Genomic DNA, 24180 nt, shown 5'->3' with positions numbered 1-24180 from the left:
CAAGGACGCGCTCTTCCTCGGCTGCTTCGAGCGCGCGCGGATGACGACGGCGCTCCCGCCGAGGCGGTCGCACCGGGGCGGGGCTGTGACGGTGGTGGCGGTAGTAGGTGGCCCGGCTCACGCCGAGTGCGGTGCACGCCTGGACCCGGCCGACCACCGCCGTGAGGTCCTCCAGGGCCTGGGCGCTGGCATCCTCGAAGACCGAGCCCGCCGCCGGATCCCGTCCCGTGTCCGTATCCGTATCCGTATCCGTATCCGTATCCGTGGGGATGGTCACGTGGTCTCGCCGTTCCCCGTTGCGCTGTCCGTGGCGAGTTCGTCGAGCAGCGCGGAGAGTTTTCCCTGCACCTCGATCACGGTGCGGGCCTTGCCCAACTCGGTTTCCAGCCGGGCAACTTGGCCTTTCAGCCGGGCGATCTCTTTGTCCCTCGGATCGGCCTTCGGTCGCCCCGAGGGTGCGGCCAGTGCGGTCTCGGCGCCCTTGTCCCGCTGCTGACGCCAGGTAGTGATCAGCGAGGAGTACAGGCCCTCGCGGCGCAGCAGGGCACCTTTGTCCTGTTTATTCAAGGTCTCGTACTCGGCGAGGATCTTCGCCTTGTATGCCGCCGAATACCGGCGGGGCGCGGTGGAACGGGGCTCTACCTGCGGATCCGGGGCCTGGTGGTCGTTGCTGCTGGCCACTTCGGGCACTCCTCCTTCTCCGCCCTCGACTGAATGAATCGGTCACTTTACCCGACTCATCACACTTTGACAGAGAGGGAGCCAGCCCGAAAGGGCGGTGATTTGAAACTGTTGCGGGATACCCGCAACGGGATCACACACATGGGTTGGGGACAGCCTGCCAGCGCCTGCCGAGATCTCCTGGCTGCGGGAATCATGTTCGTGGAGGATCTCCTTGCGGCGATGCCGCGATCTCCTGAATCGTTCTGGGGGCACCACCTCGAACTGAGCAAGCAATTGGTACAGGAGTCGATCACTGAACTGCAGATCCGCTACGACAGCAAGATCCGTCGTGCGAAGCACCTCTTCGAGAAGCGCTTCTCGAGTGCGTCTGACGAGGAACGTGATGAGGTAATCCGGAGTCTCACAGCGCTGCCTGTGTGGGGGCTGGTCGTGCCGGCCGCCTGCCCCGCCTGCGACAGCCCGGGGGGCGTCCGTGGCCGGGACTGGTCCGGGGACTACGGCGACGTCTGGTTCCTCCCGCGCCACTTCACCTGCCCAGTGTGCGAACTCGATCTATCTCGCGATGAGCTCGAGCTGGCGGGCATATCTGCGCAGCTCCTTGATGGACACGAGGAAGACCCCGACTGGGAACCAGACTTCGACTGACCACGCTCACCCACCGCCGGCCAGCTCACCGACGGGACGCCCTGGGCGTAGCGAGAAGGCCGGCCTATCCCCTACCCCGCGTCCGTCCCCGGCCGCGGCAACGGACGGCCACAAGGACGTGGGACGTCATGCGGAGCGGATACTGAGTGAGGTCAGCATCTCGCAGCCTTTTCCCATCGGGACCTTGTCCCGCCTGCCTGGTACCGTGCCGTGCCTGCCACGCAGGGAGGACTGAGTGTCCAAGACCGCGCACGAGGACCGCGCTCTCGACGCGCTCGTGCGGACCCTCATCGGCTTCGGCCACACGGCAGCCGTCACCGCGCATCCCGACCGTGGCACCGGTCATCTGCTGACCGTGGACGCCATCGTGACCCTGGACGGCACCGAGTGGGCTGTCGACCACTGCCTTCTGTCCAGAGACAGCCGTATCCCCGGGGCGCGGGCCATGGGCGAGAAGCACCTACAGGAGCCGCTGGAGGGCATAGCCCATGACGCGGGCGTTGCGCTGGCAGTCTCCTACCAGCCCCACACCGGCCCGCAGGCCGCCGCGTACTACGACTCCGTCCTGGACATGGCCCACGCCGCCGCCGCGGACCGCAGGAACCGGTGGGGTTCCGACGGCTTCACCAGCGTGCAGATCATGCCGAACACACCCTCTGGAATCGTCGGTCTGTCCGTCTTTCAGACCATGACCGGCAACCCGTTGGTCAGCCAGCAGATCGAGGAGGGCATCGGAGCGGCCCTGGACAAGAAGCTCACCCGGCAGCTCCGGCGGGCGAAGGACGCCGGCTATCCGGTGATGCTCCTGCTGGACCAGGAGCGCCGCCCCGATGCCGGTAATGACACCGTCTGGATGGCGTCCCACCCCGCGACCGTGCGCGCCGCGGTCCAGCCGCACCTCGACCGATACCCCGGTGTGGTTGACCTGCTGTGGTGGCTCCCGCTCGGCACCCAGCCAGCGCAGCTCATCGCTGGCGAACTTCCCCCGTTCCAGGCAGCAAGCTGATCACGCGTGAAGCCGCCAGCGGGCGGGCGGGCGGCCTCAATGTCGTCGGGAGAGGAAAGTTTTGCCATGACGGCTCAACGAAGCGGGCGGCACCATAGTCACCGGCGTGGTGAGCCCGCGGGGAGAGCGGATGTCGGTGCTGGGGCGGACTATCCAGCTACGCGGGCGACGGTGAGGTGGGCGTGGGTTCGGATGAATTCTTCAGCAGCCAGTGAGAGAACGCAGAGCTGCATGAAGGCAGACCGTTGGCGGGGTCAAATGCCGGTGCACCGGATTGGCCGTCGCACTACAGTGCCCTGATGAGTGAGCAGGACTTGACTTCGCTTGGGAAGCGCAGAGCCGTGTGCCCCTACCCGGATTGCGCGACCGGAACAATGATGGATCTGGGAGATCAGCGCATGATCGCCCCAGAAAGTCGTGAGTACGAGTGGAGCGACTTCGACGCCAAAGAGGGGTACCTGAACGTCCATCCGCATGGTGCCTGGACACAGCAGGAGTGTTGGGTCTGTCAGCTGTGCGGTCGCTCGATCCTGGAAGTCATTGAGTGCCGACGCACGGGGTGAGGAAAGGACGCTCGCACTGAGGAACTAAGCCGTCTGGTGGTCTGGCCGGCGCCCCCACCACGGGTGCTACACACCGACGTACCTGACCGGATCCGCAGCGCGTACGAAGAGGCATCACGGGCGGAGAACGCCGGTGCAGCGCGGCTGGCGGGGGTGGGTTACCGCTCCGCGGTAGAGGAGCTGTGCAAGGACCAGGGCGCCACACATCACACCCTGCACGGCAAGATCCAAGAGCTTGCGGCCAAGGGACTGCCTGCGGACGTCATCACCGCCCTGGACGAAACCCGCGTCGTTGGCAACGACAGCGTGCACCACGGCGTCGAATACTCCGCCGAAGAACTCGCCGACATAGCCGACCTGGTTGCCGAGGCGACTGTCATCCTCTACGCCCAGCCCGCGCAGCGCCGCCGCATGGCGGAATCACGCAGTAAGCGCCACGAGGCGGCCAAGCAGAGCACATAGCCAGGCATTGCCCTTCGGGTCACCGTGGGAGGAATAGTCAAGACTTGTGGATCGGCTGTCACGCGGCTTGAGCGACGCCGCTGCTGGGTGACTCGCCGTAGACCTGGACCGGTCGCCGACGGTGCTGGCCCTACATTCCACCCGCGCTCAACCCGGCAACCATGCTGATCTGGGCCGAGCCTGTCTCGGGTCAGCTCGAGCGCTCGACGCGCGCGAGCCACTCAGAGAGGAGGGCGCGCAGGAGTTCCGGTTGCTCGTGGAGTAGGGCATGTCCCGCGTCGTCGACCACGGCGAGCGAGGCGTGCGGGTAGTGGTCGACGAGGTCGGTAGCGGCGGCATACCCGACCGTCGAGTCCAGCCGCCCCGCCACGACCACTGTCGGACCCGCGTAAGCCGGCGCGTGATCGGGGGTGAGCGCCCACCGTTCGCCGATTCGCTCGAGCGCTGCCTGGTCGACGAGCGCGGCGGCTGGGGCGACGTAACGTTCGTACCATTCGAGCATCTCCGGGGTTTGGATCACGAAGTAGCTCCGGAAGACGTCGTCACCGATCTCACCCGATCCGGCGACGACGCGGTGCTCTGGAACGTCGCGCAGTCCTGGCAACAACGGACAGACGAGCGCCAGACCAGCGACCTGCGCCGGGCGCCTCGCGGCCATCGCCTGCGCGTAGTACGCGCCCGCCGAGTGACCGATGAGGAGGTGCGCAGTCCCGCCAATGACCTCGTCGGCGAAGTTGAGCAGCGTGTCGAGGACGTCGTCGGCGCTGCGCAGCGTTTCGGGAGCGATATTGTCCGGCCCATTCCAGGGAGGTCAGGATAGATCCGCCGCAGCCCCGCAACGCCGTCGAAAACCAGCTCGAAGCAAGCCTCAGCCTCGCGGTGGTCGACGCCGGCGCCGTGGAGTACCAGCACGGGTCGACCGGTCCCGTGCTCCACGTAGTGGACCACCACCTGGCCCACTCGGATCTCCATCCCCGCACGCTAACCGCGCAGGGGGCGTCGCGACAACGCGGCCTCGACCGGGGCAGCCGATGTCGGCCGCCCTCGAGTGGAGGGCTCTGAGAGCCCTGCTGGGGCCTTCGAGCGGGGCGCAGCGGCCCTGCATGCGCAAATACAAGACCCGCACGGGCTCTGTGACCGTCCCCAGGACCCACGTCGAGACCGTTGTGGTCGATGGCCAGGAGCATGCTGTGAAACTGGGTGTGTTCCTGTCGAACACAAAATCGAGGCGCGGCAAGCTGGCTGCCGACAAGCGCCAGCAGCTGGCCGCCCTCGGGCTCGACTGCGCAGCGTAGTCGGGGGCGGCGCCACGGGACTGGTGCCGCCCTGAACGGCGAATATCGCTACTTCTCATCTGGTGGTCGTCGGTAGGTTTCGCGTCATGGTCTACGAGTTCGGCCCCAACGAGCGGTGCCTCCGGCGTTGCCGGGCGACAGTGCCGGTGATTCTGCGCGCAGCGGAGAAGGTCACCAGCCAGGGGGTGCGGGTGCTGGTCGAGCACCAGGAGGTTGTCCAGCCGCTCATGGGCTGGTGGCAGTTCACCAACAGGACCGCGCAGGCCTTGGTCTCGCTGTACGACCAGGGCTACACCGTGGAAGCGGCGCCGTTGATGCGTAACCTCATGGGGCACGCTTACGCGATGAACTGGCTGGCCGACAACGGTGTGCCGGCTGTTGTCGCGCTCTCCGATTACTGGAGCGAGCACCGTCGGAAGCTCGCCGAGAACGTCAATGAGACCTGGAATCTGCCGGAGCCGACGCCCGTGGCGTCAGCGGATCCGCTCGTGTTCGCTAACGCCGAAAGCGAGCGGATCCACCGCAAGCTGTTCGGCGAGCTGAAGAACTTCGACACGATGGTCCGCGCGTACGGGACGGCTGACGTCTACCCCGTCTACCGGCACCAGTCCGCCTACTCCCACACCACGGGTGCGACCGCCGACGCGTTCCTGATCGTGGACGACGGCAAGCTGAAGTTCACCACGGAACCCAAGGGCGGTGAGGCGGACATCAGCGCAGAGCGGCTATGGATTCCTGTGGCTCTGCTTCAGGCGGCAGCGGCGATCAGCCCGCTGCTCGCGGGCGACCCGATGAAGTCCACCATCGACAAGGCTCTGGGAGACCTTGGACTGCCCCGCACGCTGCTCAACCTTCAGCGCGCCCGGCCGCTGTAGGTCCGGCGATACCGGCCGTACAAGGTCTCCATGGCCTTGGAGGAGCCGCAGCCAGCCCCCGCCTGTCACGGCTCCGGTCCACGCCACGGATGGGATCCACGAGGGCGTGCGCTGCAGATGTCAAAATATCTCGGTCGCAGGAGTGCACGCCTGGGCGGGGCCAGGCGTAGGAGAGGTGAGTGCGCGCCTCACCTCCAACTTCTTCCACCGACGCCAAGGGCCGCCCCTTCACATGACCACCTCGGACATCACCGCGATACTGACAGTCAGCACGACCGCGATCACCGCTGTCTGCATGGCCCTCCGCAGGGCCGGCATCAGCGAGCTCCTTGCTGAGGCTCTCCGCCAGCGCGCCCGTGAGCGCCTCGACCGTGAACGGCGGTGGCGCCTGCAGGCGGCGCTGAAGAACACCCCCGCTGGAACTGCCGTACGCGAAGAGGCCGCTGACGGCAGTACCTTGACCATCCACTGTTACGCCCAGCGGGAGGACCGCCACCCGTGGTGAACCCGCCCGATCCAGTCGAACTGCCCTACGGGCTGAGCGCCGAACAACTTCGCGCCTGCGAAGACCTCCACACCAATATCGGTCCAGGCCTGATGGCGATGCTCAGATCGAACTTCAGCCTGTCGATTGCCGACAGTGAAGACATCGTCCAGGTGGCCTTCGAGAAGCTCCTTCCAAGGTGGGCGGGGTTGGATCCATCACGGGCCGCTGGATACGTCCGGCAGACTGCCAAGAACCTGGCCCGGGACCTGTTCCGTCGTCGCAAGCGGGAAGAGCGCGCCAACAGGGCCTGGATGGACAACAACCGGGTCGGGTCGACCTCCCCGGACCTGGATCAGCCGACCGCAGCTGCCCTGGGCCGGGCGATCGATGGCCTGGAGCCGAAACAGTGCGCAACGCTGACCCATCAGCTCGCCGGGCGCGAGGACGCGGAGATCGCCACCTTGCTGTCCGTCGTTCCGGCCACGGTGCGCTCCAACCGGCGCAAGGCCATCCCCAACGTACGACGCGCCCTCGTCAGCGAACTCGAAAGGGACGGTGAGTGACAGGTGAACGAGATGGATGGAGCCGAGCACAAGGACATCGCCGTGACTGTCATCGATGAGGCACACGCCTATCGGCCCAGCAGTGTGGGGTTCGCGGCGGTACTGGCCGCTGCCGCGCGCCGCAGCGACTCCTGGGACCGCCCTGAGGGGGCCGGCGTCCCGGGCGGACTCTGCCCGCCCGGGCCCCTGGACTCCATCAAGGCGATGCCCGGAAACGACGCGTATCGGCTAGGCAACCGTGCCGTCACGCGAGCTGATTGGGACACTGCGAGGACTTGGTACGAAGAAGCAGTTGAGCACGAACACCCTGGAGCAGCGTTCCGCCTCGCCAGGGTGCTTTTGGAGCAGCGTCAGTGCCACGCGGAGGACGACGCGCCCGGGCTGGGCATCCACCACACCGTAGGGATTGGCAAGACCGTCGAGTTGGGTCTGTTGGTGGTGCACTGGTTGCGTAAGGCAGCCGAATGGGGACACGGGGACGCTGCCCGCGTTCTCGATTCTGCACGGTGGGCCAATCATGTGGCTACGGGAGAGCACCGGCTGAGCTCCGAGCCTTTGTTCCGGTATTGGCTGCTGGGTAATCCTGCTCACGACACGCTGGAGAAGCTCGTGGGCGTCAGAGTTGTTCTGCCTCCTTATGAGCCATTCCAAGCGGAAGACCCTGAAACGTTGGCTGTGGTCGCCGACCGCGCCTATCCAGCGCTTTCTTTCTACGGCGCAGCTCTCCGCGCAGGGCCGGGCCCAGGAACCCACGAGAAGGAGGGTGCTGCCACTGCTGCGGAATTGCAGGCCCTTTGTAGTAACGCCATCGTCCCCAGAACACCGACCCCTGAGCGGCATGAATGTCCGATGCCTCTCGTGGACGCGGCCCGGGAACTACGGACTTGGATTCCTGCCACGCGGATGGAATTGCGCGGCGCACTCTTGGAGATCCTCCGGTCCCTTGCTGAGGCAGCTGATGACGCCCAAGCCCTCGCTGAAGCGCTGAAAGAAGGCGGACTCGCTCAGGCGGGTCGTTGGGCGCACGCCCTGAGACGCGATCTCAGCTACGGACTCGCCCGGGCCCGTGCTCTGGCACACGGTCATGACCAGCTCCTCCCCATAGTGCGTGCTATGACCGACAGGTTCTCCTACCAACTTCCTGCCGACCTTCCTCGCGCCCGTCGATTCGTGGTGCTGCTAGCCAGCGAGGTGCGGTTGGCCCACACTGCGCTCACCCCGGTCGGAAGCGACTTCCAAGGCTGCGACCTGAGCAGCCTTGATCTGGAGTGGGTGCCGCTCGAAGGAGTGCGATGGAGCCTAGGCACCCGTTGGCCCGCAGACTGGGAGGAACGGGTCTGTTACGCCTCTGAGCCGGAGGAACCAGGGGTCTTTGTCGTCCGTGCCGAGCCTGAGCGTTGTCCAGCTCTTAGCCTGGTATGAGCAATGCAGTGCACCCGAAGCATCCATGGAATGGCTCGGTCCGGAGCCTTCGAGCTGGGGCTCTATGACGGTCCGCAGGGCCTACACCGAGACACCTCCGGACGGGACGTCCGTGCGGCTCGAGTGTTCTTGTCGAACACCAAACCGCGTGGTCCGCGGATGCGGTCTTCCCACAGCCGATCGCGGACCTTACCGTCATTTTTATGGCCAACGGGGTATTCCACACCGGCTATGGCGTCATCGTCGAACTGTCCAAGAGCGATCTCGGGCAGCCGCACCGACCGGGCCTGATGGAGGAAGTCCTCACACCGGTCGGCCAGCGGGAGCGGACGCTTCTGCAGTGCCTGCGGGACCGCCAGGGCGGTGAGTGCCAGTGTGCGCTCGCCGACAAGACGCCCTGGATGTTCATCCGCCGCCAACGACTGGGCGACAAGGTCGTACTGGTCGCCGCCCACCTGCCGGTCACGCATGTCGCCACGCCCGAGGAGAGCGACAAGCGCAAGGCGATGAAGGAGCGCATCGCCCGCGCAGCCTCCCGGCACGGCCTGGACGCGCAGACCGAGGCCAAGGGCGCGGACGGCCGCCCGGTCACCGACGTGCTGGTGACCGGGCCCGGCGGCCGCAGGATCGGATGGCAGGCGCAATACTCCCCCGTCAGCGCCACCACCGTCCGACGCCGCTCCACGGCTGCCCGGGAAGGCGGCATCACGCCGCTGTGGGTGACCGGTGACGAGCGCGCCGCGCTGATCGACCGGGCTCCCTGGGCGCGGGTCGACGACGTGCCCTGGCAGGACATCGCCTCCCGCCTGACCCTGCTGGTCCGCGGCGGCGTGCGACATCTGCAGGTGTGGAAGTGCACTGATGCGGCCGAACGTGCCTGCCCGGAGACCGGCGGGGCGTGCGGGAGGTTCCACAGCGGGTGGTTCCCGCCGGCGCTGTGCCTGCCTCAGGAGCGGGCCACCGCCCTGGACGAGCTGGTGGTCACCAGCGCCGACGGCGAACACGTCCCCGTACGCACCCGCAACCGCCACGACGCACGGCACGCCGCCTACCTGTGGGCGCCCGCCGCCGACGTCGAGAAATGGCACGCCATCGTCGGCGAACAGAACGGCACCGATACCGACGACCCCGACCCGGACGAACCGATCTCCTTCACCGAACAAGAACTCGACAGCTCCTGCCGCTACGGCGAACCCGGCCAACCCGTCCCCGGCCGTCGGCCCCGCCGCGACACCGCAGCAGCCACGGGCCTGCACACCTTCGACGAAGCACCCGCCTCCCTCTACCGCGCACCCCGCAACCCCGTCCAGCTACGACTAACCCCCAACGAACGAAACGCCATCGCCCAAGAATTGCACTGCCCACCCTGGGAGATCGGCCCCTGCATACGCTGCGCCGCGCCTATCCACCGCTATGGACGCAATACCGGCATGGCCTGCCCCACGTGCATAGCCGCCCTCAACCAGCCGTGAAACCGCCGCCCAGGGTTGGGCGCGCAGAAGTGGCCGTGCTCGGCCGCGCAGCCAGTCGGTCAGCGAAGTGCACAGAGAGACCCCGGGACGTCATGGCAGATTCCCGAGGTCTCGTGCTGTCAGCGCTCCAGCGCGGGAAGGCCGGCCAGGCCGGTGTCGAGCAGGATGCGGTCGACCGTCTCGGTCAGGGCGCTGTCTGCGCCGATGACCGTCTCGATGCCGCCGGGCAGCAGATCGAGTTCCCGGTACCAGTCGCGCAGCTCCGTCTTGCCGACCTCGTTCGCGATCGGCTTGGTGGCGTGGCGGGCGAGGGTTTCCTCGAACGGCACGTGCAGGTAGTAGCCGTGGGTCGGGCCGCGATGGTCGGCGCGTAGCTGGGCGAGCATGGCGCCGTAGTGGTCGGCGTAGAGGATGCCCTCCAGGACGACGTGATACCCGGCGTCCAGGGCGTAGCGGGCGACGGTGTCGATCAGGCCGATGTTCGCCCCGCCCGGTCGGTCCCGCTCGCGCAGAACGACCCGGCGCAGATTGTCCTGGCCGACCAGAGCCAGACCGCGGCCGAAGCGGTCGCGGATGCCGGCCGCAACGGACGACTTGCCCGAGGCGCTGTTCCCGCGCAGGACGACCAGCCTCGTGTCTTCGGTGCCCACCATCACCCGCGCGAGGCTACCGGCGGCCACTGACACCGCCCGGGGACATCGACGGGGGTCTGAAACGCGGGGGTGTAACACACGCGCCAGGAGCGTCCGTGACTTCCTCGAACTCACCGCCAGCTGACAGCCAAGTCGCCAGCGGCGGTCCCCCGGGCCCACACGGAAACACTTCAGGACGGGTCTCACGTACGGCTGGGGGTGTTCTTGCCGAACGCCAAGAGCAGGCGCGCCAAGCTCACCGCGGACCAGCTCCAGCCGCTGGCCGACCTCGGACTGGAGTGGGCGGCTGCGTGATGGGGCCCGCCGCGATCGAGCGGCTGCTGTTCACCGAGAACTGACTCACGGGGGTGCGTCAGCGGGTGGGTTCGGGCTGCCGGAGGAAGGTGGCTGGGAGGTCCCCCTGCCGGAGGTGGAGCGGAATTCGGTTGGGCCATTGCGGGGTGCCCGCGGCCCGGGCGAAGGTCTCAAGGCCGCTGCCGGGCCGCAGGTACACGTAGTCGGCGGCCGCCCGGACCTGGGCGGTGTTGTAGCGGTCCACGTCGTCGGTGCCCATCGTGGTGTAGCCGTGGCCGGCGCCTAGGACGGCCATTAGCCGCGGCCCCAGCGGCAGGACGAGCTCGTCGCAGTTCGCCAACCCGAGGCCGTCGAGGGGACCCGTGCCCAAGTACCCGTCGCGCAGCGCGAGGGCGGGCACGTCGCTGATCAGCAGCTCGCCTGAGGCAGGCCGGCGCAGTTCCACCGGCTCGTCGGCGAGCATGCGGCTGAAGCGCTGGAACCGTTCCACGACCGTGACGCGGAAGTACAGGCCGCTGTCCATCTGCGTAGCAACTCTGGAGATCAAGTCCTCGGCCATGACCTGCAGTTCCTGGTCGCTGCTCGGGGACCAGCCGAAGCGGGCGCGGTGCATCCAGAACAGGGCATCACGGCCGTGCCGCATCCACTGGTCGACGTGCGCGGTGTGGCGGTTGCGCCACGTCTGGTCGGAGACGATCAGCATGGGGATGCTCCGCACCAGGTGCAGCACGATCGCGTCACGGACGGTGTCGGAGTGGCGCAGCCGGTCGAAGAACGTGCCGTTGTCCGCAGCGTCGAGTGCTTCGCGCAGCCGGGTCTCCGTAGCCATCCAGGCGGCCTCACTGGAGTCCGAGGCGTAGCGCACGAAGTGCCGGAATTTCCCGCAGCCTGCCGGGCCCCGCGCGGTCGGCTTGGCATGCATGTACGCGCGGTTCAGGATGCTGACCTTGCGCTCGCCCTTCGGCCCGACCGGCTCAGCAAACTGGTCGAGAAGTACCCGGGACACGACGTGCTGGTCGGCTTTGAGCTGCTGCGGGTTCTGCGAGACCTCCTGCTCCAAACGGCCGTATCGGGCCGGTGTGGGCGGGGGGATATATCTCAGCGAAAGCATGAGAACAGGCTCGCACGCGGCACAGACACCCTTCCCCCAGTTTTCCGCTGCCACAGTGGCCCGGGCCGGGCAGCTCGTCTGCCCGCCATCGCGCGCGGCCCCGCCATCGCGCGCGGCCCCGCTGTCGCGCGCGAGGACACCCGGGGCGCCCGATCTCCTCGAACGCCGCCCCGCTGGCCTGCCCCCCCACTTCTCTGTTCTTCCTGCTGTGGGGCGTCGTCCGGGACCCGCCCCACCCACCACCCAGGCACAGCCGCGGGCGCGAAAACTCGTGAGCAGAGCCCGGAGTACGTGACCGGTCTCACACTTCGGTGCCACAGGTTCTAACTGAGTATCAAGTCCTTCCACTCCAGTACCAACTGAGTCCACCCCCCGCTGGCCCTCTGGAGTGCAACGACACGCTCTGGGCGTCGAGTTACTGCTGAGACGCCTTAAGGTGGTTCTCGCACACGAAGAGAGCCCTGCTCCAACCCCGAGTCGTCGAAAACCTGGGTCGGAGGGGCTCTCCTCGCCGTGCCCTCACCCGCCCATAAGCCAAGGAGGAATCACGTCGTATGAATCGTAAGTGCAACACCTCGTGCATGCACAACTCGTTGCACTGCCGGGCCCGACGCATCATCCGCCAGGCCCTTCGGTACCGGCGCACCGCCGCCCTGTACGCCGTCCGCGGGGCCTCGTACAGCGCCGGCGCCACCGCCGTCAGCCTCGCTGTCCTGTGGGCCCGACACCGCTACTGAGCCCGCACCGCCCGGCAGTACCAGCCACCCGTGGCCGACACTGCCGGGCACCGGCACGGCTACTCTCCCAGCTCGGACAACGCCACTCGCCGCTGGGTCGCCTCGCGCTCCTACCGGCTCAAGGACCGCGACATCGGCCGCACCCCCACCACGGCCACCACCGATTAGAAACCAGCACACAACTCAATAAGGGGTCCCGGGGTCGTTCAGGCCGTGGGCATTGTTGCGGCGGGCAAGGGCTACCGAGAAGGCTGCGTGGATGATGGGGCGCATGCCCTTGCCTCGGCTTGCCCGGAGGCGTCCGTCTGCGGTGTCAGGGGCGGTGTTCGATCCACCAGAATCCGAAGCCCACGGCACCGGTGCCGATGCCGTAGCAGGCGCCGCGCAGCACGTTGGCGGCGATGATGTGCCGGCGGCGGGCGAACCATTGCCGCAGTTGGTCGGTTTGTTTGTTTTCATCCGGGGGGTGGGGGTTGGGCTTATTCTTCACGGTGGGGTGTTCCTCTCGCTGGGGGAGCATCGTCGCGAGGGGCCCGTCTCGACCCGTTGGCGTAGGAACCGGGGTCTGGGAGCTGGGCTCCTTGCTGGTTTCCGGGTTTGTCAGTGGCGGCCGGCGAAGGCGTGGAGCCGGTCGGCGAGTTGTTGGTCGGGGTGGCCCACGAGTCCGCCGTCTTCGCCTTCGGCGAGGCGGTCCACTTCTGCGTCGAGGTCGGCGGTCGGGGCGGCAGCGGTGGCGTCCTGGTGGCGGACGAACTGCTCGAACTTCTCGAAGAACAGGTCGTCCAGGCCCTCGGTGCCCTCGTGGACGCCGTCGCCTCCAGCTTCTTGGTCGCGTTCGCGCTTGGCCTGCAGCAGCCAGTGCGCCGCCTCGCGTTCCTCGCCCCAGCTGACGTGGTGCAGATGGAGACAGTAGGCGGCGCCGCGGAGTTCAGCGCCGGCGGCCAGCTCCCACCAGAACTGGGCGCTTTCGGGATGGCCGGTGAGGTGCAGCAGGCAGGCGAAGACCTGGGTGCCGTGGACGTCCAGGGGCACGGTGGTGTCGTGGGGGGCGGGGGTGGCCTCGTCCAGCTCGCCTACGAGCCTGTCGATATGGGCGGCCGCGTCGGGGCGGGTCAGCCACCAGCGGGCGACGACGTTCAGCCGCTGGCCGGCCTGCGAGGCTCGCTGCACCTCCAAGCTCGGCAAGGTGTAGCCGGCGTCCTCGGCCAGGCGTCGCAGTCCGGCGGCGACGTCGAAGCGGTGCTCGCGGACCGGCGGGGCCGCGTCGGTCAGCAGCTTGTCAATGGCGGTCATGTGCCGCTCACCTTTTTCCTTGTCCTGCGCGGGGTGGCGTCGGTTTTCTTCGCCTGGCCAGGCCGGTTGAGCACCTGGTACAGGCGCTCACGGCCCCGGCGGCAGCGGTAGTCGACGGTGCTGTCGGTGATGCCCATGTACCAGGCGACGTCGTCGGTGCTCTTACGCATCCAGTAGCGCAGCACAAGGGCGTCGAACTGCTTGGACGGCAGGTGGGCGAGCGCCTGGTGCAGCCGGTCGTCGCTGTCCGTGAGCCTGGCCTGCGTGTGCAGCAGGGCCTGCGATATGACGACCCGTCGCACGATGGCCCACGTCTGCTGCTGGAGGTTGCTCTCCGTCAGCAGCTCGTCCCAGTGCCTCAGCGTTTCCAGGAAGGCCCGGTGGACCGCTTCCTCAGCGGCCTCGAAGGTTCCCAGATGGACCAGCGCGTACTGGTGGTACGCCTCCTGGTTGGTGATGTAGTGCGCCTCGAACTCCAGGGGGAGCGAGAGCGGTGTCCTGACGGGCAGACTCCCGTCCTCAAACAGGTTGTTCACGAGGGTCCTCTTCTTCGAAGACTCGGTGGGCGACACCCGGCGGACAGCCCGGGCGCCGTAGGCCAAAGAGACCTGAACACCACCTAAGCCGCCTTGACGCAAGAAAACGCATGCGCATCCGCAGGAAAATCACGGACAGATACACCAGCGATGCGGAACGTGATCTTCCATGACCTTGTGTCACCAGTGGTGAGCTGTGCGTTTGTTCTGGGCGAGGCCCCATCGACACCCGACGCAACAGTGACGCCGTGGCACACGTCACAGTTTGCCGACGGCGCACACGGCGCGCACACGCCCCATGCTCTCACTCGTACGAGTGAATACCGGCGGCCACCAGTAAAGTTCCCCCCACCCCGCCCACGCCACGATCACAACGGACACGGACAACAGGGCCAACCGCCGCGCCCCAGGACACACCGGCATTGGGGACGCCCCGGTCAAAGTGACCCTGGTCGTCTTGACCCCAGCCTCTGGGAGCCCCGGGCGCACATGACCGGGACGAGCTGGCCGCCGGGCTTCACTCGAGTGGGGGATGGACGGCGGGGCGGGGCGGGAGGATGCTCCGCAGAAAGCTTTGGAGGGCTCGTCGTGCCGTACGCGGCCGGCTACGGGGGCGGATCGCGCCGCGGTCGATGAGGCCCTGGATGTAGGCGGGCCAGTCGGCGCTGAGCATCTGCTCGGGGGAGACCGCCCCAGATCGCGCGGGACTCCCGCAGTTACCGTGAGGGGAATCATCGATCTCACGAGGGAGCACGAGTGTCGTCGGCGGCGAGGGAACGACTGGCTGCGTCAGTGACGACTGGGGTCTGGCACAGATCTTGGGGAGCGGTCGCGGAGGGTCACGAGAGCAGGATCATCTTGCGGAGGAGTTCGAATCCGGCGCGCCCGTAGAGCTGCCTTTTGATCTTCTTGATGCGGTTCACGGCGCCTTCGGTGCTGCCCGAGTTCCAGGGCAGGGTGAGGCCGGCGGTGACGGCGTCGAAGTCGTTGTTCATGCTGCGGGCGAAGCCGGCCAGTCCGGGCAGGTCGTCGTGGATGACGGCGTCGATCCAGTCGGGGAGCAGGGAGCCGAGGCGGCAGGTGAGGATCGCGCCGAAGTCGCGGATGTGCTGGTGGGCGGTCTCCAGTTCAGGGCATCGGGACAGGATTGCCTTGAGGTGTTGCCGGTCTTCCTCGCTGAGGGTGACGGGGTGGCGGGTGAGCCATCCGGTGACCTGGCGGACGCTCGGCGGTGCGGGGGCTGGGGCGGTTGGGGTGGGGCGGAAGGAAGCCAGGTAGTCGCGGACGGAGGCGTACCCGTCGGGGTAGCCCTGTGCGGTGATCTCGCGGTGCAGGGCGAGGGCGTTGGTGCACCCTTCCGACCAGCGGTGTTGCAGGTAGGGCTTGTAGGGATCGAGTTTGCTCGGCCGCGGCGGCATCCCGGTGATCATGTCCTGCCAGCGGGCGGCGTGCGCGTAGTTCAGCACGGTGCGCCGGCCCCAGCCGAGGTGCCGGGCGATCGCCCGGAGGCTGTGTCCCTGGGCGATCAGCTCGTGGACCTGGGCATGCGCGGCCCGTTTGCGTTCCGCCCGGCGCCCGGTGGGCACCGCGTCATCCACCGACTGGGTGTCCTCTACCGGCTGCGGCTGCGGGACGGGTTCGCGCAGGCAGGAGCGGTGTGCGCCGACGGTCTTCTCCACGGCCTGGCCGAGGTTCTGCCAGAGATGGAAGCGGTCGGCGACCTGGACCGCGTCCGGGGCGCCGCGCCGCGCGCCTTCTGCGTAGGCGCCGGCCCGGTCCCTGCAGATGATCTCGACGCCGGGGTGCTCAGCCAGCCAGGCGGCCAGCGGACCCGCCTCGCGCCCCGGCAGCACGTCGATGACCTGATGCGTCTCACCGTTGGTGATCACAGTCGCGTACACATATCCGCGGCGGGTGGCGAAATCGTCCACCCCGAGGACCCGCGGCACTCCACGCTCGGGATCGGGCAGCGCCATCACCCGCCGCAGGAACGTCATGCGGCCCGCCACGATGCCGAGGGACGTGGCAAGCCGGGCCCCGGCCCGACCGGCGAGCGCCAGTCCGATCGCCTCCAGCCAGGCACCCAAGCGCCGCGTGCAGCGGGCGTACGGAGTGGTCAGCTGTGAGAACCCCTCGGCGAACGTCCGGCGGGCACACTGCTTGTTGTCGCAGATGAAACGGCGTACCAGCAGCGTGATGACCACGGGCCGGCCGCCCAGCGGAAGGTCGCGAACCCGCCGGAGGTAGCGATCGTGGACGCGGCCGCAGCACCGTCCGCAGTCCGGGCACTTCTCACGCGCCGCCCGACGGCGCCCGGTGATGCACACCAGTCCCAGAGACGACCGGGCCGTCTCGACAACGAGCTCGTCGTCGAGGCCCGCGAACACCAACGCGGTCCAGCAGGATTCTTCGAGGTCCATGTCCGACCGTCCGCACCCGTGCCCCCGCCCGCCACGGCCAGTTCCAGACCTGATGGAGCGTCACTGACGGTTGGGTAGGCGCGTCAACCCGATCGCTCGCACCGGCGCACGACGCTCCACTCGAACACGGTCATCACCCTCTGCGACCGCTCCCCAAGATCTGTGCCAGACCCCACTTCTCACCTATAGAGCCAAACGACTGTGTGACTGGGTCGTCAACAAAAACGCCGTTTGGGTACACGGCGACCGGATCACCGACGGCCATGTCGCTCTCGACATGCGCGCGATCGTCGGTCTCGATCCGAGCGTGGTGAACAAGGACGGGCAGTGGGTGATCCGCAAGCACGCCTTTCCGAAGTGGCTGGGCGAGGATCACCCTGACCTCTCCGGCATCCTCCCGGACGCCGGATCCGGCTGGAGCGAGGTCAGGTGGTCGAACTGGTCGACGGCAGGTGCCCGGATCGGCGCGGTGAATGGCAGGGCCGTGGCAGTGCACCACGAGTGGCTGTCACGCCTGCAGGAGGGCTACCGGCTCGAAGGGGCCGCCGATCGCAGCGTCCTGCGTATCGTGAGTGAGGAGCCCACGCCGGTCCTGCTCGCGGGCCCGAACAACCCGCAGCACGCCGTGGTGGGCGTGGTGATCCCCATGAAGATCGAGGCAAACGAAGCCGTGCTCCAGGCCATCGTGCAGGAGCTCAGCGAGTAACCGGCCCGCCTCGCGGCCACGCACTCCGACGGCACGGCGCCTCCCTGCGCGACCTCCAGGCGATCAAGCCGTTCGTAGAGCGCGCGGACGAGGCGGGCGCGGTTCTGGACGCAGCGCACGGTGCCCTCCAGCGTTGTGGACAGCAGGCCTTCCGCCTGACGGAGGACGACTTCGGCGAGCGCACGGGGCGTGTGGTCACCGCGCGACGGCCTCGCTGTCGACCTGGAGGAGCAGCAGGTCGTAGACCGGGCCGCCGGGCTCGTTGCGGTACGGGCCCGCGTACGTGTAGCCGAGGCGGTCGTACAGGCCGCGGCCGCCGGTGTTGTCCGGGCGGACCAGGAGCGAGGCGTAGTCGGGGTACGAACAGGTCGGGCTGCTGCTGACCGGAGCCGCCCACGCGGTCGCCGCCGATGTGCGCGAGTACGCGAGCAGGCTGCCCGACGACGACGGCCGGCGCCTGCTCGCCGAAATCGTGCTGGGCGAGGCCGACGGCCGTCTGCCGCAGCGGTCCCGGAACCTGCACGGGGTGCAGAACAAGGCCCGCATGCTGCGTGCGCTGTACGAGAGGCTGGACCGGCTCCAGGACGCCGTGCCCGCCGTGGAAGCGACAACCAGCGTCTTCCCCCTGATCGTCGCCCGGCGCCGCCCCCCCCGTCGGCTGGGGCTTGTGCGAAACTCGATCACCGCAGGTCAGCGGGCCGCTGGCGAACTCCTTCGAAACGCGCGGCTGCTGATCTCGGAACGCTGTTTCTATCGCTGCAGGTCACTGCACGTCGTTGTCGGCTGTTCCTGACGGTTTATGCGGTCCCCCCCGCTTCAACCAGTTGACGATCGCTCAGACGAACACAGTGCTCCTGTACTGGATCACCGGCGCCGAGATGACCCTCGCCTACTCGCTGGTCGGGGGATTCCGCCGTGCCGACGGGACCTCAGGTTGATTTGATCTTCGTGGTCGTGGTGACGTCCTTGCTGTGGACCGGTGACGCGATAGCTAGTTGCGTCCCCGCACCCGGATACCTCTTCCCGCATCGAGAGGAAGTATCCGGGTGTAATTCCCCGAGCGTCACAGGAGGCCCGGACGTCCGAGAGGGGATCGCAGAATTGCTGCTAGGCGGCGATCCAGGTCCAGCGCGTGTAGCTTCCATCGTTCACATAGCAGGACGCCCATGTGTCACCTGTCGAATAGTGGCCGATATAGCAGTTCGGGTTACCGGCGGGGGCGAGGGGGTAGTTCGACGTGACGCCGAACTGCATGGTCTGCTGATAGCCAGATGTACCACAGCCGACAGTGACCACCGTACGGGCGAAGTCCCCGCTCGGGCTCTTGGGCACGCTGAGGCATATCTGACTGGCCGAGCCGCCGCTGCGTACCATCATGATCTTGCTGCCTGCCTGACCCCAGTGCTGGGTGGAGCTCCCACTATTGCAGGTAACCATCTTGACGCTGTACGCGTACAGCTGTCCGTTGTCCGTGCCCTGGAGGCACTTTCCAGTCGCAACGTTCTTAATCAAGTATTGGGAAGCTGCACTTGCGGAAGGCGCGGATATCACCGACTGCGTGATGGCCGCTGCGGCTACCAGTGAAACAATTGCCCCAGTTTTGATCCTCATTCGCCATTTCCCTTTCATGTCCATGGTGCAGGCAGATTCTGTGACCACGCATCACCGTCGGGTAATGCCGTGGATGACCTTGTCGGCCAGGTCCGGGTCGCACGGCGGGCCACCACCGGCTTCCCCGGCCATCCGTTCTCTCTGGTGAACTATTCATAGCATAGAACCATTCCCTGACGCTACCATTACTCCATGACCGCACAACCGCACACCGGCCGCGACGGCGGATCGGCGCAGCCCCGGACGAGGGGAACGGCGTTCCTGCTCGCACAGGTGGGTGCGCACGCCGCGGCACGATTCGGCGAGCGAATCAGCGAACTCGGGGTGATCCCCGCCGATGTCGGACTCCTGCGCATGATCGCCACCCAGCCGGGGCGCAGCCAGCAGTCCCTGGCCGAGGAACTGGGAGTCGTGCCGAGCCGGGTCGTCGCACTGGTCGACAACCTGGAACGCAAAGGGCTCATCGAACGGCGGCGAAACCCACAGGACCGCCGCAACTACGCACTGCACCTCACCCCTGAAGGCACACACGTCATGACCGAGATGCGCAGGCTCGGCTCCTCACACGAGGACGACATCTGCGCCGCGCTCAGCGACACTCAGCGCGCACAGCTCGCCGGACTACTCCAAGCCATAGCCGCCCAACAAGGTCTCATGCCAGGCGTCCACCCCGGATACCAGCAGTGACCATGGTGGCCACGTCGACGCCCGCTCCCAGGGCGCAGCGTCGGATCCCGACGGGAAGACGCCAGCGAGGAAGGCCGCGAAGAGAGAAGACACCTCGCCGAGCCGTCAGCCGAACCGCGCGGGAACCCTCGCACCTGCACACCGCAGCCTCGTCATCCAGACGCTCACCGCTCGACCGGGAGATCTGGGCACGGTCTGTTCAACGACTTCCGTGCAAGGTTTCACGCAAGCCCCGTCGGCTCCGGGCGACCACCATGAAGCCCCCGGCGGCCCGCTCTGCACCAGCGGTCGCCGGGGGCTTCTCCATGGCTTCGTAGGTGAGTTTGGTTTCGTACAGAGCCAGGCCGGGCCGTGTTCGCGCAGCAACTCCAGCGTGGTCGCCACGATCGGGATGCGGCCGTCGTAGGAGTGGTAGTTGCCCTCCGTCCAGATGCCTTGCCAGTGGGGGTGGGTGAGGTCGGCGACCTTCGACATCTGGCTCTTGGCGGAGCGCTTGCCGACCTGGTGGAAGACGAGCAGGACCGGCGGGTGCACGCGCTCGTACCGCTCCGGCTCGGGCGCGGGCCTTGGCGTACAGCGACGGCCACAGAGCCTCCGCGCCGGGACGGCACGCGGTCACCAGCGCCGTGTCAGTGTCGGCGATGACGCGCAGCGCCTGCTCGCTCCACACGCGGCCGCAGTACATGTCCCGCCGCACGACCGTCTCGCCCATGTCGAACACCCGCACCTGGTCACCTCGCTTCCTCACCCTGGCATGCTGCACCGGGCAAGCCCCCTCTCGCAGGAAGGCTTGCCCGGCGTCAGGCGCGCCTTTCAGCGGCCGGCGGGTTCGGGGTAGCGCTTGCGGCGGCGGTGCGGGTCGTCGACGCCGATCTCGTACCAGGGCTCGCCGCGCTGGAGCCGGGGCAGGGTGGTCACGAGGACCGCGACGGTGATGCCGCGTACGGCCTTGGCGAGCGCCTGGCGGCGGTTGTCCAGCAGGTGCTCCGCCTTGCCCGCCAGGACGACGTGCAGCGTCGGAAAGCGCTCGCTGCGGGTGTAGCGGTAGCGCGACCAGAACGGGAACGTGCCCCCGATGGTGCCGCGCGCTCCCTCCCAGACCCGGTGCCCGGCGTAGCGCTCGCTGGATTGGCTGGCCACGGTAGCGGTCCTGCCACCTGTCTTGGGTGGTGCCTTCCATCCAGCGCCCGGGCGTGGTGCGCTCCAGGCTGGCAAGACGGCCAGCGCATCCGGCGCGGTCGCGCCGGATGCGCTGGGCTGACCGCTGGGCAAAAGTCTTCACGCGAACCTGTAGTGGAGCGCTTTCCCGTTCGTCATCCCCATGACGAACGGGAAAGGAGACCGCTCATGGACGTCGTCACTGGTACACAGGTAGCGATTGCCCTGACCGTCGAGATACCGCGGGAGCGGATGTGGGAGTTGGTCACCGCGGTGGACCAGATCGGTGAGTGGAGCCCGGAGGCGATGAGAGGCACCTGGGACGACGGTGCCCTCGGCCCGTTCGCGGGTGCCCGATTCACCGCCCGCAACCGCCATGCCGACGGACCTGTCAGTACGGTGACCTGTGTGGTCATCGAAGCGGAGCGACCGCGCACCTTCGCCTGGACGGTTCTCGACGATTCCGGCCTGGTCGGCTCGAGGTGGCGCTATGAGCTGCGAGAGGGCGGCAAGCCGGGAAGCACCCAGGTTTGTCACTCGTTCACGCACGGTCCCGGCATCACCGGCGCCCGAGTGGGAGCCGAGGCCGATCCGCAGGCGCTCAACCGCCGTCTCGTCACGCTGTGCCGAAACATGACCACCACGATCGGCGCGATGGTCACCGCCGATAACGCGAACGGAGCAACCCGATGAAGTACCTGATGTTGGTGTGCACGGACCCGAACTACACCCCCGGCCAGGACGACGGCGCCCCGGATGTCCAGGACTGGGTCACGGAAACGGACGGCAAGGGGATCCGGCTGATGGGCAACCGCACCCGGCCGGCGAGCGACGCCACCACGGTTCGCGTCCGCAACCGGGAGGTGCTGCTGACCGACGGACCGTACGCGGAGACCAAGGACCAGATCGCCGGCTTCGACATTCTCGAGTGCGCCGACCTCGACGAGGCCATCGACGTCGCGTCCAAGCACCCGATGGCTTGGAGCGGGATGATCGAACTGCGCCCGTTCTGGCCCGACGACGAGGACGAGTAACCACAACTGACGGACGGCGAGGACTGGTGAAAGCCCAGGTGAAGGACCACATCGCCGGGATCTACGCCGACGGTTGGAGCCGGATCGTGGCCACCATGATCCGGTTCACCGGTGGCGACTGGGACCTGGCCGAAGAGTGTGCACAGGACGCGTTCACGCAGGCACTCCAGAAGTGGCCGGAATCAGGCATACCGACCCAACCACTGGCCTGGCTCACCACTGTCGCACGCAACCGCGCCATCGACCGGATGCGTCGCGCATCGACCGAGGCGGCGAAGCTGCGAGAGGTGGCCGCGATGGAACCGGAGCAGGCGCCCCCCTACGTCAACGACAGCGAGATCCCGGACGAGCGCCTTGAGCTCATGTTCACCTGCTGTCATCCGTCGCTGAATCTCGATGCTCAGGTGGCCTTGACCCTGCGGAGTCTGACCGGGATGAGCACCGCCGAGATCGCGCGGGCGTTCCTGGTGCCGGAACGCACCATGGGCCAACGCCTCTTCCGAGCCAAACGGAAGGTCGCCCACGCAGGCATCCCGTTTCGCGTGCCACCCGCACACATGCTGCCGGACCGCCTTCCCGCCGTACTCCACGTGCTCTACCTGCTGTTCAACGAGGGATACGGAGACCCGCGAAAGACCCGGCTGACCCAGGAGGCCATCCGTCTCGCCCGCGTGCTCACGGTGTTGATGCCCGACGAACCCGAGGCGCACGGCATGCTCGCGCTGATGCTGCTGCATGACGCCCGGCGGCCGGCGCGCATCGACGCGAACGGCGAACTGGTCACCCTGGAGGAGCAGGATCGCTCGCTGTGGGAACAAACTCAGATCGCCGAGGGCACCACGATCCTCGAACGAACGCTGCGACGGCGCCGGGCCGGCCCGTACCAGATCCAGGCAGCCATCGCGGCCTGCCACGCCACCGCGCCGGTCGCGGCCCAAACCGACTGGCCACAGATCATCGGGTTGTACGAGCAACTCGCGCTCGTGGCGCCAAGCGTGATCGTGGATCTGAACCACGCCGTCGCCATCGGCATGGCCGACGGCCCCCACGCGGCGTTACCCCTGGTCGACGCGATCGCCGAGACCGGGCAGCTGAACGGGTACTACCTGTTGCACGCGACGCGTGCAGACCTCTTGCGACGCGCCGGCCGCGCAGCGGAGGCCGACGACAGTTATCGCGCGGCACTCGACCTCGCGCCCACCGAGCCCGAACGGCGCCTTCTTCGCAACCGGCTGGGGCTCCGCTGACGGCGGCGCAGCCGTCACATCGGACACCTCCTCTGGCGCTCGTGTCGTTCCCCCCGGGGGCCGGGGTAGACCGCGCCCGGAAGCGGGACCGAACCCGGGAGCCACCCCGCGCACACGAAGAAGCCCGACCGAAGCGATCTTGATCACTTCTGCCGGGCCCCTCCCGGCGAGCTACAGCCAACCAGTTCCACACCGTCCGTCTGGTGACCCCCGCAGCCGACGCAGCCAGCCGAACGTGGGCCGACGACAACTCCCCCGCCCGTCCAGCGCCGCAAACCGAGCCACCACCACCTCCCGCAGCAGCCGGCCGTCACCATCCGGCATCTCCACCACCTCCACCACGCCTGACACCACAGGCTGCGCAGGCAGCGACATCTCCATCCCGACACACCGACCAGAACCACACACACGACGGAAAACCCAACGCTTCAGGTTTGCCAGCCCATGCACTCGGCGTCCCACTTACACGGCGTTCAGCGCCACTCTTCAGCAAAAAACCGGCGTGAACCGTTCAGCACCACCCCCCGGCCCCTCGCCACTACCAGCGCGAACACATCCCCAGCACCCACTGAAACCTAGCGACGAACCCACAGAAAAAACCACGCCGAACATCACCACCCTCGCCGAGATCCTGCCCGGCGTCACCCTGCACGGCCAGGACGTCGGGAAATGGCTGACCAAGCAGCGTCAGCACGTCGTCTGGAAGAGCCTGATGCCAGAGCAGCGAGAACGTCTGGAGCAGCTCGGCGTCGAGCCCACCACCGCCCCGGCCCCGACGTCCGCGAAGGGCGCTGGGGGCGCCTCTGGAGCCTTCGAACGAGGCGTAGCGGTTGCGCCAGTACAAGACCCGTACGGGCTCTGTGACCGTCCCCAGAGGCCACGTTGAGGCGCTGGAGGACGGCTCGGGAGAGGTGAAGCTGGGGGTGTTCCTGTCGAACACCAAGTCAAGGCGGGCCAAGCTCACCGCGGACAAGCTCGCGGTCCTCGCCGAACTGGGACTCAACTGGGCGTGACCCGCATAGCGTCAGCCGGACGTGCTCGGGTGCCCGGGATGTGGTGGTGAGCCTCGGCCCTATCTCATAGGCCGGAGTAGAGAGGACGGCCGCCACTCCCAGCAGTCGGCGCAGTCCTCCGCGTGCTCGGCGCCTCGGCCGTCCCGGAGGACGGGCGCCACCCGAGGCACATGGGCCAGGACCTCGGCCGCCTCTTCGACCTGCCG

Annotated in this window: 30 protein-coding genes and 2 pseudogenes; 19 read left to right on the top strand and 13 right to left on the bottom strand. The window is 67.6% G+C overall.

The window, feature by feature from the left end; all coding sequences use genetic code 11:
* Together FCI23_RS46270 and FCI23_RS58820 are read right to left on the bottom strand one after the other, a co-directional pair.
* Positions 1-277 (bottom strand): annotated as a pseudogene (locus FCI23_RS46270) (hypothetical protein); the annotation flags it as partial.
* Complete coding sequence (locus FCI23_RS58820; RefSeq protein WP_211265768.1) at positions 274-681, bottom strand: hypothetical protein; 408 nt, start codon at positions 679-681, stop codon at positions 274-276. The pseudogene FCI23_RS46270 and the gene FCI23_RS58820, both read right to left, overlap by 4 nt.
* Positions 682-876: 195 nt before the next feature.
* Here FCI23_RS58820 and FCI23_RS46260 point away from each other — a divergent pair, with 195 nt between their 5' ends.
* The 4 genes from FCI23_RS46260 (at position 877) to FCI23_RS46245 (ending at position 3360) form a co-directional block, all read left to right on the top strand.
* A complete protein-coding gene (locus FCI23_RS46260) occupies positions 877-1329 on the top strand; it encodes a hypothetical protein (RefSeq protein ID WP_136730032.1) in 453 nt (150 codons plus the stop codon).
* A gap of 235 nt (positions 1330-1564) precedes the next feature.
* Complete coding sequence (locus FCI23_RS46255; protein ID WP_136730031.1) at positions 1565-2335, top strand: hypothetical protein; 771 nt, start codon at positions 1565-1567, stop codon at positions 2333-2335.
* A 299-nt stretch (positions 2336-2634) separates the two neighbouring features.
* Entirely contained in the window at positions 2635-2898 is a 264-nt protein-coding gene (locus tag FCI23_RS46250; RefSeq protein WP_136730030.1) for a hypothetical protein, read from the top strand.
* A gap of 63 nt (positions 2899-2961) precedes the next feature.
* Positions 2962-3360, top strand: coding sequence for a DUF4145 domain-containing protein (locus FCI23_RS46245; protein ID WP_169317280.1), 399 nt, complete (start codon positions 2962-2964; stop codon positions 3358-3360).
* A 190-nt stretch (positions 3361-3550) separates the two neighbouring features.
* Here FCI23_RS46245 and FCI23_RS46240 read toward each other — a convergent pair whose 3' ends face one another.
* Complete coding sequence (locus FCI23_RS46240; RefSeq protein ID WP_246144704.1) at positions 3551-4102, bottom strand: alpha/beta fold hydrolase; 552 nt, start codon at positions 4100-4102, stop codon at positions 3551-3553.
* A gap of 361 nt (positions 4103-4463) precedes the next feature.
* On the opposite strand from FCI23_RS46240, the gene FCI23_RS46235 reads away from it, so the two are divergent.
* The 5 genes from FCI23_RS46235 (at position 4464) to FCI23_RS46215 (ending at position 9474) form a co-directional block, all read left to right on the top strand.
* Positions 4464-4655: a helicase associated domain-containing protein gene (locus FCI23_RS46235; RefSeq protein WP_211265767.1), complete on the top strand. Its 192-nt coding sequence runs from the start codon at positions 4464-4466 to the stop codon at positions 4653-4655.
* A gap of 86 nt (positions 4656-4741) precedes the next feature.
* Positions 4742-5530 (top strand): DUF5677 domain-containing protein, encoded by a 789-nt coding sequence (locus tag FCI23_RS46230; RefSeq protein ID WP_136730028.1) that lies wholly within the window; start codon positions 4742-4744, stop codon positions 5528-5530.
* Positions 5531-5705: 175 nt separating this feature from the next.
* A complete protein-coding gene (locus FCI23_RS46225; RefSeq protein WP_136730027.1) occupies positions 5706-6035 on the top strand; it encodes a hypothetical protein in 330 nt (109 codons plus the stop codon).
* On the top strand, positions 6029-6580 hold the full coding sequence (locus FCI23_RS46220) for an RNA polymerase sigma factor (protein WP_136730026.1): 552 nt from the start codon (positions 6029-6031) through the stop codon (positions 6578-6580). Before FCI23_RS46225 ends, FCI23_RS46220 begins: the two co-directional genes overlap by 7 nt.
* 1625 nt (positions 6581-8205) lie before the next feature.
* On the top strand, positions 8206-9474 hold the full coding sequence (locus FCI23_RS46215; RefSeq protein WP_136730025.1) for a hypothetical protein: 1269 nt from the start codon (positions 8206-8208) through the stop codon (positions 9472-9474).
* Positions 9475-9593: 119 nt separating this feature from the next.
* Here the strand turns inward: FCI23_RS46215 and FCI23_RS46210 are convergent, their stop codons facing one another.
* Positions 9594-10127 carry a P-loop NTPase family protein gene (locus tag FCI23_RS46210; RefSeq protein WP_136730024.1) on the bottom strand — a complete coding sequence of 178 codons (534 nt, stop codon included), beginning with the start codon at positions 10125-10127 and terminating at the stop codon, positions 9594-9596.
* 352 nt (positions 10128-10479) lie between these two features.
* Positions 10480-11532, bottom strand: a complete 1053-nt coding sequence (locus tag FCI23_RS46200) for a DUF4238 domain-containing protein (protein WP_136730022.1) — start codon at positions 11530-11532, stop codon at positions 10480-10482.
* Between the two features lie 554 nt (positions 11533-12086).
* Here FCI23_RS46200 and FCI23_RS46195 point away from each other — a divergent pair.
* Together FCI23_RS46195 and FCI23_RS57445 are read left to right on the top strand one after the other, a co-directional pair.
* Complete coding sequence (locus FCI23_RS46195) at positions 12087-12269, top strand: hypothetical protein (RefSeq protein WP_136730021.1); 183 nt, start codon at positions 12087-12089, stop codon at positions 12267-12269.
* A 30-nt stretch (positions 12270-12299) separates the two neighbouring features.
* Complete coding sequence (locus tag FCI23_RS57445; protein ID WP_169317279.1) at positions 12300-12437, top strand: hypothetical protein; 138 nt, start codon at positions 12300-12302, stop codon at positions 12435-12437.
* Positions 12438-12582: 145 nt separating this feature from the next.
* On the opposite strand, the gene FCI23_RS57440 is transcribed toward FCI23_RS57445, so the two are convergent.
* From FCI23_RS57440 to FCI23_RS46180, 4 genes are all read right to left on the bottom strand, one after another.
* Positions 12583-12759, bottom strand: a complete 177-nt coding sequence (locus FCI23_RS57440; protein WP_169317278.1) for a hypothetical protein — start codon at positions 12757-12759, stop codon at positions 12583-12585.
* 110 nt (positions 12760-12869) lie between these two features.
* A complete protein-coding gene (locus FCI23_RS46190; RefSeq protein ID WP_136730020.1) occupies positions 12870-13562 on the bottom strand; it encodes a hypothetical protein in 693 nt (230 codons plus the stop codon).
* Positions 13559-14098, bottom strand: coding sequence for an RNA polymerase sigma factor (locus tag FCI23_RS46185; protein WP_246144703.1), 540 nt, complete (start codon positions 14096-14098; stop codon positions 13559-13561). The genes FCI23_RS46190 and FCI23_RS46185 overlap by 4 nt, the downstream gene beginning before the upstream one ends.
* Positions 14099-14937: 839 nt before the next feature.
* Positions 14938-16518, bottom strand: coding sequence for an ISL3 family transposase (locus FCI23_RS46180; RefSeq protein ID WP_136730018.1), 1581 nt, complete (start codon positions 16516-16518; stop codon positions 14938-14940).
* A 277-nt stretch (positions 16519-16795) separates the two neighbouring features.
* Here FCI23_RS46180 and FCI23_RS46175 point away from each other — a divergent pair, with 277 nt between their 5' ends.
* On the top strand, positions 16796-17224 hold the full coding sequence (locus tag FCI23_RS46175) for a hypothetical protein (RefSeq protein WP_246144702.1): 429 nt from the start codon (positions 16796-16798) through the stop codon (positions 17222-17224).
* A gap of 53 nt (positions 17225-17277) precedes the next feature.
* Here FCI23_RS46175 and FCI23_RS61335 read toward each other — a convergent pair.
* Positions 17278-17421 (bottom strand): annotated as a pseudogene (locus FCI23_RS61335) (restriction endonuclease); the annotation flags it as partial.
* Entirely contained in the window at positions 17420-17761 is a 342-nt protein-coding gene (locus FCI23_RS46165) for a hypothetical protein (RefSeq protein WP_136730017.1), read from the bottom strand. The pseudogene FCI23_RS61335 and the gene FCI23_RS46165, both read right to left, overlap by 2 nt.
* On the opposite strand from FCI23_RS46165, the gene FCI23_RS46160 reads away from it, so the two are divergent.
* Positions 17751-18017: a hypothetical protein gene (locus FCI23_RS46160; RefSeq protein WP_136730016.1), complete on the top strand. Its 267-nt coding sequence runs from the start codon at positions 17751-17753 to the stop codon at positions 18015-18017. The two genes, FCI23_RS46165 and FCI23_RS46160, sit on opposite strands and share 11 nt — an antisense overlap.
* A gap of 314 nt (positions 18018-18331) precedes the next feature.
* Here FCI23_RS46160 and FCI23_RS46155 read toward each other — a convergent pair whose 3' ends face one another.
* Complete coding sequence (locus tag FCI23_RS46155; RefSeq protein WP_136730015.1) at positions 18332-18736, bottom strand: RICIN domain-containing protein; 405 nt, start codon at positions 18734-18736, stop codon at positions 18332-18334.
* A gap of 291 nt (positions 18737-19027) precedes the next feature.
* Between FCI23_RS46155 and FCI23_RS46150 the strand changes: the two genes are divergently transcribed.
* Complete coding sequence (locus tag FCI23_RS46150) at positions 19028-19522, top strand: MarR family winged helix-turn-helix transcriptional regulator (protein ID WP_136730014.1); 495 nt, start codon at positions 19028-19030, stop codon at positions 19520-19522.
* Positions 19523-20335: 813 nt separating this feature from the next.
* On the opposite strand, the gene FCI23_RS46135 is transcribed toward FCI23_RS46150, so the two are convergent.
* A complete protein-coding gene (locus FCI23_RS46135) occupies positions 20336-20662 on the bottom strand; it encodes a hypothetical protein (RefSeq protein ID WP_246144701.1) in 327 nt (108 codons plus the stop codon).
* Positions 20663-20869: 207 nt separating this feature from the next.
* On the opposite strand from FCI23_RS46135, the gene FCI23_RS46130 reads away from it, so the two are divergent.
* The 5 genes from FCI23_RS46130 to FCI23_RS63370 all read left to right on the top strand — a co-directional run bounded on the left by FCI23_RS46130 (position 20870) and on the right by FCI23_RS63370 (position 23974).
* A complete protein-coding gene (locus FCI23_RS46130; RefSeq protein WP_136730013.1) occupies positions 20870-21373 on the top strand; it encodes an SRPBCC family protein in 504 nt (167 codons plus the stop codon).
* Positions 21370-21714 carry a YciI family protein gene (locus FCI23_RS46125; protein WP_136730012.1) on the top strand — a complete coding sequence of 115 codons (345 nt, stop codon included), beginning with the start codon at positions 21370-21372 and terminating at the stop codon, positions 21712-21714. Before FCI23_RS46130 ends, FCI23_RS46125 begins: the two co-directional genes overlap by 4 nt.
* A gap of 26 nt (positions 21715-21740) precedes the next feature.
* Positions 21741-22961: an RNA polymerase sigma factor gene (locus tag FCI23_RS46120; RefSeq protein ID WP_246144700.1), complete on the top strand. Its 1221-nt coding sequence runs from the start codon at positions 21741-21743 to the stop codon at positions 22959-22961.
* A 235-nt stretch (positions 22962-23196) separates the two neighbouring features.
* A complete protein-coding gene (locus tag FCI23_RS63375; protein WP_322974010.1) occupies positions 23197-23847 on the top strand; it encodes a helicase associated domain-containing protein in 651 nt (216 codons plus the stop codon).
* Positions 23822-23974 carry a helicase gene (locus tag FCI23_RS63370; protein WP_322974009.1) on the top strand — a complete coding sequence of 51 codons (153 nt, stop codon included), beginning with the start codon at positions 23822-23824 and terminating at the stop codon, positions 23972-23974. The genes FCI23_RS63375 and FCI23_RS63370 overlap by 26 nt, the downstream gene beginning before the upstream one ends.
* Positions 23975-24180 lie beyond the last annotated feature (206 nt).

The organism is Actinacidiphila oryziradicis (assembly GCF_005047355.1).
Lineage (GTDB): Bacteria > Actinomycetota > Actinomycetes > Streptomycetales > Streptomycetaceae > Actinacidiphila > Actinacidiphila oryziradicis.
The sequence above is the reverse complement of the archived record's forward strand: the minus strand, read 5'-3'. Positions and strand labels throughout refer to the sequence as shown.

Coding starts and splice junctions, on each gene's coding strand:
- FCI23_RS46260 (WP_136730032.1), top strand. CDS start 877: ATGTTCGTGGAGGATCTCCTTGCGGCGATGCCGCGATCTCCTGAATCG.
- FCI23_RS46210 (WP_136730024.1), bottom strand. CDS start 10,127: ATGGTGGGCACCGAAGACACGAGGCTGGTCGTCCTGCGCGGGAACAGC.
- FCI23_RS46190 (WP_136730020.1), bottom strand. CDS start 13,562: ATGACCGCCATTGACAAGCTGCTGACCGACGCGGCCCCGCCGGTCCGC.
- FCI23_RS46125 (WP_136730012.1), top strand. CDS start 21,370: ATGAAGTACCTGATGTTGGTGTGCACGGACCCGAACTACACCCCCGGC.
- FCI23_RS46180 (WP_136730018.1), bottom strand. CDS start 16,518: ATGGACCTCGAAGAATCCTGCTGGACCGCGTTGGTGTTCGCGGGCCTC.
- FCI23_RS46250 (WP_136730030.1), top strand. CDS start 2,635: ATGAGTGAGCAGGACTTGACTTCGCTTGGGAAGCGCAGAGCCGTGTGC.
- FCI23_RS46130 (WP_136730013.1), top strand. CDS start 20,870: ATGGACGTCGTCACTGGTACACAGGTAGCGATTGCCCTGACCGTCGAG.
- FCI23_RS46200 (WP_136730022.1), bottom strand. CDS start 11,532: ATGCTTTCGCTGAGATATATCCCCCCGCCCACACCGGCCCGATACGGC.
- FCI23_RS46195 (WP_136730021.1), top strand. CDS start 12,087: ATGAATCGTAAGTGCAACACCTCGTGCATGCACAACTCGTTGCACTGC.
- FCI23_RS46230 (WP_136730028.1), top strand. CDS start 4,742: ATGGTCTACGAGTTCGGCCCCAACGAGCGGTGCCTCCGGCGTTGCCGG.
- FCI23_RS46175 (WP_246144702.1), top strand. CDS start 16,796: ATGCGCGCGATCGTCGGTCTCGATCCGAGCGTGGTGAACAAGGACGGG.
- FCI23_RS46235 (WP_211265767.1), top strand. CDS start 4,464: ATGCGCAAATACAAGACCCGCACGGGCTCTGTGACCGTCCCCAGGACC.
- FCI23_RS46150 (WP_136730014.1), top strand. CDS start 19,028: ATGACCGCACAACCGCACACCGGCCGCGACGGCGGATCGGCGCAGCCC.
- FCI23_RS46215 (WP_136730025.1), top strand. CDS start 8,206: ATGGCCAACGGGGTATTCCACACCGGCTATGGCGTCATCGTCGAACTG.